The following is a 14565-nucleotide window of genomic DNA, read 5'->3' as shown; positions in this document are numbered from 1 at the left end:
TACCCATGTTTAATTATTATATAAAACTGGCGTTTAACAGCTTCAAGCGCAACCCGATTTTAACTGGCTTAATGATCACCGCCATTGCATTAGGAATTGGGGCGAGCATGACAACCATAACGGTAAACTACTTGATGTCAGCCGACCCTATTCCAGAGAAAAGTAGCCAATTGTTTCATGTTCAAGTGGACAGCTGGGATCCCAATCACGGCTTTAACGACGAGCCAAATACCCCACCGAATCAACTTACATGGACGGATGCCACCAATTTAATGTCGGCGAAAAAAGCCTTTAGGCAAACGGCGATGGCAAAATCTGGGGCCATTATTCAACCGAGCAGCCCTGATATTAACCCCTTTGAAGCATCAATTCGCTTAGCCTTTAAAGACTTTTTTCCCATGTTTAACGTGCCGTTTAAGTACGGTAACGGTTGGGATCAACAAGCAGATGACGATCGCCAACTTGTTGTGGTGCTCAGTAAAGAAATCAACGACAAAGTCTTTGCAGGTGAAAATTCAGTGGGTAACAGCATTGTTATCTTTGGCCAGTCATTTCGGGTCATCGGTGTACTAGACGCTTGGCAACCGCTGCCCAAATTTTACGATGTTAACAATGGCGCATTCGATGAGCCCGAAGACCTGTTCATGCCATTTTATTTAAAACAAGAACTTGAGTTGCCAAATTGGGGCAATACCAACTGCTGGAAAACCCCTGAGGGTGAAGGCTTTACCGCGTTCTTACAATCAGAATGCATAAACTTTCAAATGTGGGTTGAGCTTAAAACCCCACAAGATAAACAAGCTTATATGTCATTTTTAAACAATTATGTGAATGACCAAAAAGAATTGGGTCGCTTCCCTCGCCCTTTGAACAACCAGTTGTTAAACGTAATGCAATGGATGGACGACCAAGACGTGGTTGCCGATGATGCACAAATCATGATGTGGCTCTCGTTTATGTTTTTGGTGGTGTGCTTACTCAATACCATAGGTTTGCAACTCGCAAAATTCAGTGCGAAGTCTGGTGAAATTGGCCTGCGCCGAGCAGTGGGCGCCACTAAACGCGACTTATTTATGCAATACACAGTGGAAACCGGTGCGGTAGGTTTCGCGGGCGGATTGTTTGGTTTAGTGCTCGCACTATTAGGTTTAATAGGCATACGCCAGCTGTACGGTGAAGTGCTAAATGATTTAGCCAGCTTAGATCTGACCATGATCGCACTGGCGCTGGTGTTGTCATTGCTAGCCAGTATTTGTGCAGGCCTTTACCCCACTTGGCGAGCCTGCAATATCGCTCCTGCCAGCCAACTTAAAAGCCAATAAGGATATCAAGATGACAGATTCAAAAAGCCCGTCGTTTTTCGCTGAAAATTGGGAGATAGGACCCATTTTCAGAGCCTTACTGCGCAATAAAGTCGGCGCCATGCTAATCGCACTGCAAATTGCTTTCACCATGACCATAGTCGTCAATGCAATATACATTATCGTAGAGCGCAGTGATAAAATGCAGCGTCCCAGCGGTATCGATGAGGCCAACAGTTTTTATATTTCAAGCGTTGGGTTTAGCCATGACTTTAATAGCTTGGTAACGACTCAGGAAGATTTAAATCTAATTCGTTCCCTCGACGGTGTAATCGATGCCGTGCAAATTAACGCAGTACCGTTAAGTGGCAGTGGGTGGTCAATGAGCTTGCAAACTCAACCAGGCACTGAGTTTGACGGCACCGGAACCGCCGTGTATATGATCGATGAACACGGATTAAATAGCTTAGATGTTGCTTTGGTTGCCGGTGAAAACTTCAGCCCAACAGATATTCAAACCCGCCAATCGAGCCAAACACACTGGCCTGATAAAGTGATTATTACCCTTGCCATGGCAAACAGGTTATTCCCTGATGAAGGATTAGCTGCACTGGGCAAAACCGTGTATATCAATGATATTGAACCCATGATCATTACCGGTATCGTTGACCAACTGCAAGCTCCTTGGGTGGGATGGGACAATGTTGAGAACGTGATGTTGACACCCGAAATACGCGACGCTAAATCAAGCCGTTATTTTGTTCGCACAAAACCAGGCCAACGCGATCGCGTCATGAATGAAGTAGAAAGCCAATTAGCGAAAAGCAATTCAGGACGTATTTTACGAGATATGCGCAGCGTAGAAGGAACACGTTTGCGGGCTTATCGCGATAACAGCGCCATGATAAGCATCTTGGTTACCGTCATGACAATTCTCGTTATCGTCACAGGCTTAGGAATTGTTGGTTTGGCGAGTTTTAGCGTCAATCAACGTAAGAAGCAAATAGGCACACGCCGAGCACTTGGTGCAAGCCAGTTGTCTATCGTGCGCTACTTCATGTTAGAGAACTTTCTCATAAGTTCAGCAGGTGTAGTAATAGGTGCGGCTTTAACCATAGTGCTCAACATTGTATTAGTGGATGCATTTAGCCTTGACCCTATCGCTTGGTATTACATTCCTCTGGGAATGGTTGCACTTTGGCTTGTGGGGCAGCTTGCTGTTTTTGGCCCAGCAAGAAAAGCCGCGAATATCGCCCCTGCGCTCGCCACCAGAAGTGTCTAAACACAAAGCGTACGCATAGCTATCTACAGCAAGCTACACCTAGCTTGCTGTATACTTCCGCTTGTCATCAGCATATTGATAACCCATGTGAGCCAATCTATTGACTTGTGCAGGGTAAACCCCTGTTTTTGTACTACAATTTTACCTATATTCGCGTTTTACGTCATTTAGGCCGGTGAATATTGCTATTTGAGAAACACCCCTTTGATTTTCTTGCCTAACGTACGCAAATTAAGCAATGATATTGCTAAGTTCGCTCCTGACTATTGGTCATTGAGATTAAACCTGAAGGTAAAAAATGAGTCGCCCACCTGCTTTTAGCACAACACTTAGCGGAAATATTCTCATCACTGAACTCGTTGGTACTATCGACGAAGTCAATGCACGCAAGTTATTTAATAATTTAAAAGAACAAATATTGACCTTAAACGGCGCACCTTGGGGGAATATTTTATTAGCTGAACATTGGGAGTTAAGCGCAGCTAAAATAGATAGTATCTTGTTGGAAATTGAAATATGGGTTAGACGGCACCACCGCACTCATCTGGTCTTTATAGTGGGTGAGCAACACGCACAGATCAAACGTTTTACCTTAAAACAGTATTTAGGCAATAATCTAAAAAAAGACACTATCATGATCTACAACAGTCGCGAAGAAGGCATGCGCTGGCTAAATCAACACGGCTTCAGCTTAAGTACTCAACACAGCAATTTGCCCGTTTTACCCCTTGATTAAACAGCTAACTTTGGGTACATTGCTGGCGTCTTAGGGGAGTAGCCCGCTCAAACGTTTGAGTAAGACTGTCAACATACTTGAGCCCTCATGGCTTATGGCAGTTTTGTGTTCATACTTTTACTAGTATGAATATCGGCAAGACCTAAGGCAAGTAGCGCCCCAATTGCGGGAGGCGTCTATTTGCCTTTGGTTTAGTATCCCGCGCGAGATTGTTATAAATGGACGCTTTTTTCACTTCTACCCTTACTGTCACCCTCGCCGAAATGGGCGATAAAACCCAGCTATTATCTTTGCTGCTTGTAACACGATTACAAAAACCATGGCAAATTATTGCTGGTATTTTAATCGCGACATTGCTTAATCATGGCGTATCGGCTTGGTTCGGTGATTGGCTCAGCCAATTCCTAACCAGCGAGTTAGGGGAGTTACTAATTCATCTGAGCTTTATTGCCGTGGGCCTATGGCTGCTTATTCCTGACAAAGACGATGAACCCAATACCAGTCTCGATAAATACGGTGCGTTTGTGGTTTCACTCGTGCTGTTTTTTATTGCTGAAATTGGTGATAAAACCCAAATTGCCACCGTGCTGTTAGCAGCGCAATACCAGTCTTTGCTTTGGGTCACATTAGGCACCACCTTAGGTATGTTGCTGGCCAATGTACCTGTGGTTTTTGCAGGAAATTACATCATGCAACGTATCCCATTCACGTTAACCCGCGCCCTAGCCGCTCTGGTTTTTGTGGCAATCGGCTTATATGGCCTGATCAGCTAGGTGATGCAGATACAAATCGTAAAAATGAATAGCAGAAATGTTTTGTTATCATTATTGTCTCACTTTGGGGACAGATAATGCTTATAATGCGCCCATCAGTTCCAAGGGTTAAATGAAAGAGTTAAGTACTAGAAATGAAATTTGTTATAAAGTTTATTCGCGAAGCATTAGGTCGAATCATTATTTTAATTGATTTGATTACCCGCCCTCGTAAACAGAAACGCAGTCCTGAGGCACAAGCAAAAGTGGAGGCCGAGCTTAACAGCTACTCCCTTTATCAATTTTATGCCTGCCCGTTTTGCATCAAAACTCGCCGTGCGTTGCATCGCCTGAACTTACCGATGCAAAAGCGCAATGCCAAACAAGGCTCACAGCACAGAACTGAACTATTAAACGGTGGCGGTGCAGTGAAAGTACCTTGTTTGCGTATTCAAAAAGATGGCCAAGATACCTGGATGTACGAATCTTCAGAGATCATCAATTATTTGGAGCAAAAATTCGCTTAAATAAATAGGCGAATTCCAATGCGCTGAATAAAAGATCAATAAAAAAGCCGCCCGTGAGCAAATTGCACACGGGCGGCTTTTTCAGTGTTAATACCAATCCGCATTAATAAGTGACCGCCTCAGAATGCGTCCAGCGGTTTTTGATTAAGGCGTCGCTATGTAGTAATGGTTGTTCCCTTTCAAATAGTGAGAACGCAGAGCAAAAGCCGCTGGGGCATTCCTTGTAGGCGAGTTTTAAGAGGGCTTACACTGCGTTGCATGACTTCGAAAGAGAACAACTATTCATTCAGTTATGCGCCTTGTTTAAGCCCTTTTAAACTCTCGCTGAGTCATCACTTATTAACGTGGAATGGTATAACACGTTCAATCAGACAAATAATATTCCACGGTTGAAACGACTCGTAGCTTTTTAATGTGGGGATTGTTTCTATCCCGCGCACTGATACTGAATTGGCCTTGAGAAGCGCGTTTTATCTTACCCAATACACTGTTTGAGTCTTTGGCGAATTTCTGTGCAACTTCTCGCGCTTTGCGGGTCGCTTCTTCTATCATCGCCGGTTTAACATCATTTAAACGTGTGAATATGTATTCCACATTGGCTTGATAGTTATTTTGATTAAGTACAATGCCTTTCTTACCAAGCTCTGTAAGCTGCCCCATAACACTGCGAACTAGATCTATATCCCTAGAATACACAGTGACCGTTTGTGCTGCAGTAAACCGAAACGCGGGAGTGGCATTACCGCCGTACTGCTGAGCAGATTTATCCGTGATAGCCGTGGCAGAAACACTAATATCTGACGCTGCAATCCCCCGCTGTTGCAAAAAATCTGATATCAGCCTTGTGTTACTTTCAATGGCGTCATACAAGGCTTCGAGTGAATTATCCGCAACCGTATATTGAATCGGCCAAATAACGATGTCGGCTGGGTATTCTTGTTCAGACAACCCTTTAACGGTAACGCTTCGTTCGAACTGGCGATATTCAATCACAGAGTGGCTAATTTGCATACCAAGTACAATTAAGCCTGTACATAAAAACGCGCCTAAAATGAATGCCGCGCTTTTGCTTTGCGTTGTCATTATTACCTCAAACTAAAAATGGCGCTGCTTGTTCAGGTTTTCAAATACTACGATGAGCAAAGTCGCAAATGGGCCGACAAACAAAGATATAATAAACCAAATCAATCCGTTGCGCCCCTTGCCTTGGGCGAGCCCAGCATTGATAAGTGCGAGTGTAAACCAGCCGACAAAATAGGAGCCAGTGTTGGCCATGGATTCAAATTCCGACATATATATCCTTGAAATTAATAAAAAATAGCGTACGAAGTGGCGTTCGTCCCTTAGCTTATCAAACCCTTTTCCATCACGCTGCTTTTTTAATAGCTTTACTTTTTTAATGGCTTTAAAACGCGTAAAAAAAAGCAAGCCGGCTTTTAATCTCTGCTCAGAGGGTTAAAAGCACAAGCTTGCTCAAAGTGCGAATAGTTCCCAAGTCTACACCTGTGGCTTGACTGTCTAGGGTTATTCATTAGCTGATATATTTCATCAGCCCTGGCAACGCTTCTTAAAATGAGGCGCTGGTCCAAATCCAAAGTTTATCTGTGTCTTGGCGGCCGCTATCACCGGAATATGCAGCGTATTTAATGCCCGCTGAATAGCCACCTTCGAATTTACGCACGTAACTCAAATCAATCTCGCTACCTAAGTCATCTACCTCAGTGCTTTCTTCATCCGCACTGAAATCGTGATAAATCACTGACCAAGCACCTCCAGCTAACTTACCTGTCGCTGTCACGCTGACATCCACTAAGCCTTGCGCTGGAGTATTGAGGAAGGTATCTGCCCAACCATTAAATTTATGCAAAGTAGCAAGGGGTGTCGCGAAACCATACTGGCCGTCATCTGAGCCCAATGACTCGTAACCGAGTTTCAGGGTAACCGCTTCAAGCTTAACCCCAGCTTGGAGCATTAAATAATCCGCATCAAAATCAGTGGTGGCGGTTTCGCTTGTTTGTGTGGCGTATTCCATGCCATATAGCACTGAGGTATCAGACAGTTTAGTGCCGCCATTGAAGCTGAAACCGTAGGTATCCAGTGCATTATCTGTATCGTTATCTATTTCGAGCAAATAGCTGTAACCGACTAATTTACCGTAGGGCGTTGAATATGCGACGTTGAGAAGATGGTCTTTGCTGTCAAAATCCGCATCGTCTGCAAAAATACGGTTACGCTGGCTAAGATAGGCATATTGCATGGTCAGATCTTTGCTTGCGGCATATTTTACGCTTACCCCATCAAAGGTTTGCCAATCTTGTCGCCAGCCTACGTGCCCCACAAACCTGTGGCCATCCATAGTGATAATTTGGCGGCCTAATCTGGCGGTTAACCCTTCATTTTGATACTGCACATAACCTTGATCCAACTCGGTGTGCTCAGGATCGGCAATCACCGAATATTGTCCTACATTATAACCACTGGGCCCAACGGTATAGTCGCCCTCACCTAGCACAATGCGCGTGTCTTCTACTTCGATTTTGGCTGAGAAACCTTTGTAGCTTGCCGTCGTGTAATTAAGCATAGTGCGCAGCGTTAGCGCACTGGCGTCGTTACTATCTTGGTCAACATCTTCGTAGCGCAAGCGTAAATTAACGGCAGCGCTGCCCTCTTTTAACGCACTTGTGATACTGCTCTGCTCAGCACCATGCGCCTGTCCCATTGTCGCCCCGGCACATACAAGGCCAACCATACTAGCGAGTATTGATTTTTTAATTGGGTGATTAACGGTTTGTGCGCTCATGTTCATTCCTTCATATCAGTATAATGTGTGTTGTTAACGCCTGTTTAATCAGGCTTATATGTGTTTTTTGCTCGCACTGATTTACCCAGCAGCAGCCGCTGCTAGGGTAAACGTAACAGGGCGTTTACCACCCCTAATAGCGCAGTGCGTAATTCGTTATGCGACGCTTGCGTCGTTAGCCTTGGTTTTGCCTTGCGCTTTTTTACGATGCTCAGCAACCGATTCCACTTTTCGCTGCTTCTCGTATAAAAACGTCAAGACTTCGTGACGGTAATGGTTGTACTGAGGGTTATCAGCCAGTGCTAGGCGATCCCGTGGCCGTTGCAATTCAATATCTAGAATTTCCCCTATGGTGGCAGAGGGACCATTGGTCATCATGACAATACGATCAGATAGCAACACAGCCTCATCTACGTCATGGGTTATCATCACTACTGTATTGCCTAGGTCGGCGTGAATTTCCATTATCGAGTCTTGCAAATGGGCTCTTGTCAGGGCATCTAGAGCCCCAAAAGGCTCATCCATTAACAGCACTTTTGGCTCCATAGCCAGTGCTCTTGCAATCCCTACCCTTTGCTTCATACCTCCAGAAATCTCTGCTGGTAACTTGTCAACTGCATGACTCATATGCACTAACTCAAGATTGTGCTCAACCCAGTCACGCATTTCTGCTTTGCTGCGCCCTTTGCTTGTTTGCCTAACCGCAAGCTCTACATTTTTGTAGGCCGTGAGCCATGGCAGCAAAGAATGGTTTTGAAATACCACCGCACGTTCGGGCCCAGGCTCATTGACTTCGTGACCATCTAAAATCACGCCGCCCTTCGTAGCTTTGTGTAGCCCTGCAATAATATTGAGTACCGTTGACTTACCGCACCCTGAGTGGCCGATCAGTGAGATAAACTCACCCTTTTGGATCTTCAAATTCACATCGGTCAGCGCAGTAAACGGTCCTTTAGGCGTAGGGAAATCGATTCCTACTTGGGTGAGTTCTAAATGATGTTTTGCGGTCATTTTGTTTTACCTTTATATTTCACTATTGTTCATGCAAACGCGTCAAATCCACTGCGCATTGATGCAGTGCACCATTAACGCAGCTCAGCATCATTAACGCAGCACAGCGCCTTTGTCCCAACTGACTTGTTTTTGTAGCAGTAACATGAGTCTGTCTAAGGCAAAGCCAATCAAGCCTATGGTTAACACTGCCACCATGATCCGAGCCAGTGATTCAGAGCTGCCATTTTGGAACTCATCCCAAACAAACTTACCTAAACCAGGGTTCTGGGCGAGCATTTCAGCCGCAATTAGCACCATCCAACCTATGCCTAGTGATAACCGCAACCCGGTGAAAATCATGGGTATTGATGAGGGCATCACTATCTTCATCACGTGTGAAAACGGCCCTAAACGCAGTACTTTACTGACATTGAGTAAATCGCTATCAATACTTGAAACACCAACCGCCGTGTTGATCAACGTAGGCCACAAGCAACATAGTGAGACAGTGACAGCAGAGGTAATAAACGATTTTGAAAACATAGGATCATCGCTCACATAAACCGCACTCACCACCATAGTCACTAGGGGCAGCCACGCCAAAGGCGAAACCGGTTTTAGCAATTGAATCAATGGGTTAATTGCCGCATAGGAAGCTTTACTTAATCCACAAATTATCCCAAGAGGTACCGCTATAACCGATGCGATTAAAAAGCCGACAGTCACCGTGTACAGACTGGTCCATATCTGATCAAAAAATGTCGGGGCGCCAGTAAATGCACGAATCGTTGGGTTATAGCTAGGGTCTTGCGCTATCCGCGCTGCATTACGCTGCTCTTGGCGCTCATAAAATGCATTTGCTTTTTCCCGCTGGGCACCATGTTCTTCAATTAACACTTGGGCCTGAGTAAATACTTCACTTGGCCCTGGGAACGACCCCAGAGATGTATCAATATTTTTCGCCAATACCGCCCATAAACTTAGGAAAATTAGGATCCCAAGCAGAGGCAACATGGCATTTCTAAGCAGCGTTGACGCTGAGCTGATATTCAGGCTTTTTACCGGCATTGAAATCAACGATGCTGTTTGTGCTCTAGACATAACGATTTCCTCCTCACCAAGGCTGAGCAAGTTGCTCAGCCGCTAAGCGTGTTGATTAAATTTTATTGTCGCCTTTTAAACCAATATCGAACTTCTCTAGGTAGGCATTTGGTTGGGTACCGTCGTAGACGATATTGTCGATAAAGTGAGTTTGCGGCTGTTTAAAGCCAGACTCGCTTGAAAACTCAGGAAAATCTTCGGCGTTGGCCTTTCCTTCAGCAATCAACGATAAGGCAGCTTGTGCGTAGATATCAGGGCGATAGACTTTCTTGGCGATGTCTTTATACCAATCGTCAGACTTTTGCTCGCTGATCTGCCCCCAACGGCGCATTTGCGTTAAATACCAAATGGCGTCGCTGTAATATGGGTAAGTGGCGTTGTGGCGAAAGAAAACGTTGAAATCAGGTACTGAGCGCTTGTCGCCTTTTTCATATTCGAAGGTGCCTGTCATGCTGTTGCCAATCACTTCTGCATCGGCGCCCACATACTGACTTTTTGCTAAAATTTGCACCGCTTCAGGGCGATTAGCATTGTTTTTCTCATCCAGCCAAATCGCAGCCCGTATCATGGCTTTAACCACGCGAATGTGAGTATTCGGGTTTTCTTCAGCCCATGCTTTATTCACCCCAAACACTTTTTCTGGGTTGTCTTTCCATATTTCATAGTCGGTCACAACAGGCACGCCAATACCTTTAAAGACGGCTTGTTGGTTCCATGGCTCACCGACGCAGTAACCGTAAATAGTGCCGGCTTCCATGGTCGATGGCATTTGTGGCGGCGGCGTAACAGACAACTGCGCCTCGGCGTTGATTAATCCTTTCACATCGTTATTCGGGCCATAATACCCTGGGTGAATACCGCCAGCGGCTAACCAGTAACGCAACTCATAATTGTGAGTTGAAACCGGGAACACCATGCCCATTTTGAATGGCTTACCTTGCTTTTTATAACTTTCGACCACTGGTTTTAGTGCATCAGCTTTTATCGGATGCACCGGTTTACCGTTTTCCTGGGGAATATTGGGCTTCATTTGCTGCCAGATATCGTTCGACACAGTAATGGCATTACCGTTTAAGTCCATACTGAAGGCGGTGATGATATCGGCTTTCGTACCATAACCAATGGTGGCCCCTAAGGGTTGACCGGCAAGCATATGCGCGCCATCCAGTTCACCGTCAATCACTCGATCAAGTAACACTTTCCAGTTAGCCTGAGCTTCTAACGTGACGTATAGGCCTTCATCTTCGAAATAGCCTTTTTCATAGGCTATTGCTAGGGGTGCCATATCAGTCAGCTTAATAAAGCCAAATTTGAGTTCTTCTTTTTCAGGCCATCCTACCGTTTGTGCTGCTACGTTGTGACCGACTAACGTTGTTGTACACACTGTGGCAATCACTGCTAAACGAAGTGATTTAACGGTAAGTGCAAGTGAATTGAATACGCTGTTTTTAACCATTTCCTACTCCGTATCGGTTTCAAAATTTGTCCAAAAAAAAACCCACAACCTTCCAAAAAACTTGGATGGTTGTGGGCTACTTTGCCTCTTTGTAAATTAACCCCGTGGTCAATCAACAAATATGTCTTTGTCTATTGATGCTAAGCGTCAACGTTTAATGATTGTTGTTTTTAACGCTGCTCAGTGTCACAAGTGTTAATGCATCAACAATGCCAATTTAAATTTACGCTATATATCAACACCTTAACATATTTCCATTTGTAAAAATAAAGAAACAAAATGCCAAAAAAGTGCAGGATGCTCAAAATTTGGGCGTTAGATTACGACTAACGCACCTCTCAATAGGTTAAATAATACTGAGTAAATATAAAATAATAACGAATTGAATGACGCAAAGACCCTGAAAGACCGCCAGTGGGTTTCGCTGAATCAAGGGGCGTTTTTGCGCGGCTAACACGAGCGTTTGATTAGGCTGAGATAAGTCCATCAAAAACTCTGAAAAAGCCTGATAACGAAACACAGGGTTAGGCTGCAAGGCTTTGCGTAGGGTTAGATCTAACCAAGAAGGCAGATCGGGCCTATTTTGGCTTAAAGGTTGATACTGCCATTCATCAAAGCTGCTAGGGATATAATCTTGGTACCTAAATGCTTTAAATGGCAACTTACCTGTCAGCATTTCATAGACCACAACCGCCACAGAAAACATATCACTTTGATGATCACTGCTCTGCATAAGCAGGTACTCCGGAGCGATATAATGCACCGAGCCAAGCGCAATGCTCTCTGTCGGCAAGGAGTTTGTTTCTGCTAACGCATTGACTAGCACAGTGCCAAAATCGATCAGTTTTACTTCCCCATTGTGATCAACCATCACATTTTCAGGTTTAACGTCACGATGCACCATATCGCGGCGCTGTAAAACGCGCAGTGCTTGCACTAAAGGACGAATAATCACCCTCACCTGCTCAATCGACGGCTTAGGGTTGTCTAGCATCCATTGGCGTAGGGTTTGCCCTTCGATGTATTCGCACACGTGATACATAAATTTAGCGTCGTCAGGACGCTTAAATATGCGCATCACATTGGGATGCTGAATATGTTGACCAATCCACTCTTCACGTAAAAAACCACTTAAATACACAGAATCGTCAACAAAGTTTTGTGACGGTATTTTTAGCCCATACGATTTGTTGTCCCGTTCATTTATGACTTTATACAAGCTGCTGCGTGTGCCATTGAATAGGGTTTGCACCACCCTGTATCCTTCAAGCTTCATGCCTACATCTAATGCGGGGGGCATGGCCAGATGCATTAGCTGACGGTAGTGCTCATCTAAGCTGGCATTAGGCAATTCGCTAACATGCACAAGCAAGCAGGTAAGATTATCGTCACTGCCCGCCTCAAGGGCTGCAGCAACAATATTTTTGGCTCTTTGCTCTAAGCTCACACTCACATCTTGAATATATGACAGCAGTTTTTTTGCATTTAAAAATTCATGTACACCGTCAGATGTCAGCACGAATATGTCATCACGCGCCAATGCAATGGTGCGAAAATCAACATCTAAGTGGGCTTCAATACCGACCGCTCGCGTCAATACGTTGTGACGCCCCTGGCGAGAAACATGATCCGTTGTGAGTTGCTCAAAATCTCCATTTTGCACCCGGCTAATACGGCTATCCCCCGTATGCAATATAAACCCAGTGGCGGACTTAAACACCATACCACTGAAGGTAGTCACCATTTGACTATGGCCCCCATGCTCGTAGTCATGTTGGCCAAAGCACCAACGGTTTAATCCTTGTAAGACTTTGCTGCTAGCATGTTTAACCGTCCAGGTTTGCGGGGTTTGATAGTAATCTTGAATAAAATTAGTGACACAGGTGATAGCGGCTTCCCGGGCGCGGGTACAAACGCTGACGCCGTCAGCAATAGCAGCGACGGCGCCTTTTGAGCCAAGATTGGCATCCTTTGGTAGGTAAGCGGCAAAGGCGTCTTGGTTTTCTGCCTTTACCCCTTCGCTGGAAAAACCACCAAATACTAAGCTTAGTTTTTCCAATATGCATTTCTCATATAAACGGCGACTTCTGTGGCCTAGGTCACGTTGATTAATTCAACACTACCATCTTCTCTCACTTCCGTCATTGCCCCTTGCGGCTCTTTCATAAACAGCAATGCCACAAACCCAAGCACAGCGGTACAAGAAATTACAACGAAGAAAGTTGAGGTATCAACCATGGAATAAACCGTTAAATACACAACAGCACCTACATTCCCGTACGCACCGGTCATGCCTGCTATTTGCCCCGTTAAACGGCGCTTGATGAGGGGGACGACTGCAAAGACGGCTCCCTCCCCTGATTGCACGAAGAATGAACAGGCCATAACAGCGATAACGGCAAGCCAAATAGGCCAAGTAGCATCAATAAGGCTCAGGCAAAAATAACCCAATGCGAGACCTGCTGTTAGTATCAGTAAGGTTTTTCTGCGCCCAAAACGGTCTGAAATTAAGCCTCCTCCTGGGCGCGACATTAAATTCATAAAAGCGTACATACCGGCAAGTAGCCCTGCTGTGGCCATATTCAGCTCAAACGTTTCTGCGAAAAAGGCTGGTAACATAGACACCACCGCCAGCTCTGAGCCAAAGGTGGCAAAGTACAAAATATTTAATACTGCAACTTGCTTAAACGAATATTGATGTACCTCAGGCACTGGGGTAACAAATATTTCTTTGTTCACTTTATAGGTGGCATAGGCGTCGTACACGTACAGCGCCGCGAGTCCTAAATAGATGGCAAGCGCGACGCCCTCGCTTAACAATGAAACACCTTGCGGCGATAACTTCCAGTTGAGTAAGGCAAGCGCTAAATACATAGGGGTTTTCATCACAAGTAACAGGTAGAAATCGCCAACACTGGTGACTTCCATGCCCCCTAAATTTTTAGGCCGGAAATAGGTTGAGCCTTTTGGTGTATCTGTGGTGTTTTTAAAGTACACGACACTGAACAATAAACTCATCAACCCTGTTAGCCCCACCGCGTAACGCCAGCCGTCATCGCCACCGAACACAATAGCTAACGTAGGTAAGGTAAATGCCGCAGCCGCTGAGCCGAAATTGCCCCAACCACCGTACACACCTTCGGCTGTGCCTAGCTCCTTAGGTGGAAACCATTCACTTACCATACGAATACCCACTACAAAACCTGCGCCGATACACCCTAAAGCAAATCGTGCAATCAGCAACTGGGTGAAGCTATCAGCAAGGGCAAACATAAAACACGGAATTGAACATATTGCCATGAGGGCGGAGTAAACAATCCGTGGCCCAAATTTATCCGTTAACGCACCGATAATGACGCGGGCCGGGATCGTTAAAGCAACATTTATAATGAGCAGGGTTTTCCATTCGCTGAGCGTTAGACCAACACCATCTACAATAGCGCCTTTTAAGGGGGCCATGTTGAACCACACCATGAAGGTAATAAAAAACGCAATCCACGAGAGATGGAGGGTTTTCATTTTGCCGGTGAAAGACAGTAAATTAAATTTTTCGGCGCTCATTTGGTTACTCTTAGAAAATTGACTCAAAAAAAAACCCGCAACGACTCCAGGACACG

13 protein-coding genes are annotated in these 14565 nt (G+C 45.1%); 5 read left to right on the top strand and 8 right to left on the bottom strand.

Going from position 1 to position 14565, the window contains the following annotated elements; translation table 11 throughout:
* Positions 1-5: 5 nt before the first annotated feature.
* The 5 genes from GCHA_RS10465 (at position 6) to GCHA_RS10445 (ending at position 4598) form a co-directional block, all read left to right on the top strand.
* Positions 6-1322 carry an ABC transporter permease gene (locus GCHA_RS10465; protein ID WP_007987927.1) on the top strand — a complete coding sequence of 439 codons (1317 nt, stop codon included), beginning with the start codon at positions 6-8 and terminating at the stop codon, positions 1320-1322.
* A gap of 10 nt (positions 1323-1332) precedes the next feature.
* Positions 1333-2583 carry an ABC transporter permease gene (locus GCHA_RS10460; RefSeq protein WP_007987926.1) on the top strand — a complete coding sequence of 417 codons (1251 nt, stop codon included), beginning with the start codon at positions 1333-1335 and terminating at the stop codon, positions 2581-2583.
* A gap of 298 nt (positions 2584-2881) precedes the next feature.
* Positions 2882-3319 carry a hypothetical protein gene (locus GCHA_RS10455; protein WP_007987924.1) on the top strand — a complete coding sequence of 146 codons (438 nt, stop codon included), beginning with the start codon at positions 2882-2884 and terminating at the stop codon, positions 3317-3319.
* A 218-nt stretch (positions 3320-3537) separates the two neighbouring features.
* Positions 3538-4092 carry a TMEM165/GDT1 family protein gene (locus tag GCHA_RS10450; protein ID WP_007987923.1) on the top strand — a complete coding sequence of 185 codons (555 nt, stop codon included), beginning with the start codon at positions 3538-3540 and terminating at the stop codon, positions 4090-4092.
* Positions 4093-4226: 134 nt separating this feature from the next.
* Positions 4227-4598, top strand: a complete 372-nt coding sequence (locus GCHA_RS10445) for a glutathione S-transferase N-terminal domain-containing protein (RefSeq protein ID WP_007987922.1) — start codon at positions 4227-4229, stop codon at positions 4596-4598.
* Positions 4599-4961: 363 nt separating this feature from the next.
* Here the strand turns inward: GCHA_RS10445 and GCHA_RS10440 are convergent, their stop codons facing one another.
* The 8 genes from GCHA_RS10440 to GCHA_RS10405 all read right to left on the bottom strand — a co-directional run bounded on the left by GCHA_RS10440 (position 4962) and on the right by GCHA_RS10405 (position 14509).
* Entirely contained in the window at positions 4962-5681 is a 720-nt protein-coding gene (locus GCHA_RS10440; RefSeq protein WP_007987920.1) for an SIMPL domain-containing protein, read from the bottom strand.
* Positions 5682-5693: 12 nt separating this feature from the next.
* Entirely contained in the window at positions 5694-5891 is a 198-nt protein-coding gene (locus tag GCHA_RS10435) for a hypothetical protein (protein ID WP_007987919.1), read from the bottom strand.
* Positions 5892-6165: 274 nt separating this feature from the next.
* On the bottom strand, positions 6166-7398 hold the full coding sequence (locus GCHA_RS10430) for an alginate export family protein (protein ID WP_007987917.1): 1233 nt from the start codon (positions 7396-7398) through the stop codon (positions 6166-6168).
* A 156-nt stretch (positions 7399-7554) separates the two neighbouring features.
* Positions 7555-8409 (bottom strand): ABC transporter ATP-binding protein, encoded by an 855-nt coding sequence (locus GCHA_RS10425; protein WP_007987916.1) that lies wholly within the window; start codon positions 8407-8409, stop codon positions 7555-7557.
* Positions 8410-8502: 93 nt separating this feature from the next.
* Positions 8503-9459 (bottom strand): ABC transporter permease, encoded by a 957-nt coding sequence (locus GCHA_RS10420; RefSeq protein ID WP_379066236.1) that lies wholly within the window; start codon positions 9457-9459, stop codon positions 8503-8505.
* An 88-nt stretch (positions 9460-9547) separates the two neighbouring features.
* A complete protein-coding gene (locus tag GCHA_RS10415; protein ID WP_007987914.1) occupies positions 9548-10948 on the bottom strand; it encodes a CmpA/NrtA family ABC transporter substrate-binding protein in 1401 nt (466 codons plus the stop codon).
* Positions 10949-11294: 346 nt separating this feature from the next.
* On the bottom strand, positions 11295-13007 hold the full coding sequence (locus tag GCHA_RS10410; RefSeq protein WP_007987912.1) for a bifunctional protein-serine/threonine kinase/phosphatase: 1713 nt from the start codon (positions 13005-13007) through the stop codon (positions 11295-11297).
* A gap of 35 nt (positions 13008-13042) precedes the next feature.
* On the bottom strand, positions 13043-14509 hold the full coding sequence (locus GCHA_RS10405) for a NarK family nitrate/nitrite MFS transporter (RefSeq protein WP_007987911.1): 1467 nt from the start codon (positions 14507-14509) through the stop codon (positions 13043-13045).
* Positions 14510-14565: the final 56 nt, after the last annotated feature.

It is taken from the genome of Paraglaciecola chathamensis S18K6 (genome assembly GCA_000314955.1).
Lineage (GTDB): Bacteria > Pseudomonadota > Gammaproteobacteria > Enterobacterales > Alteromonadaceae > Paraglaciecola > Paraglaciecola chathamensis.
This window is presented reverse-complemented; position numbering and strand designations above follow the sequence as displayed.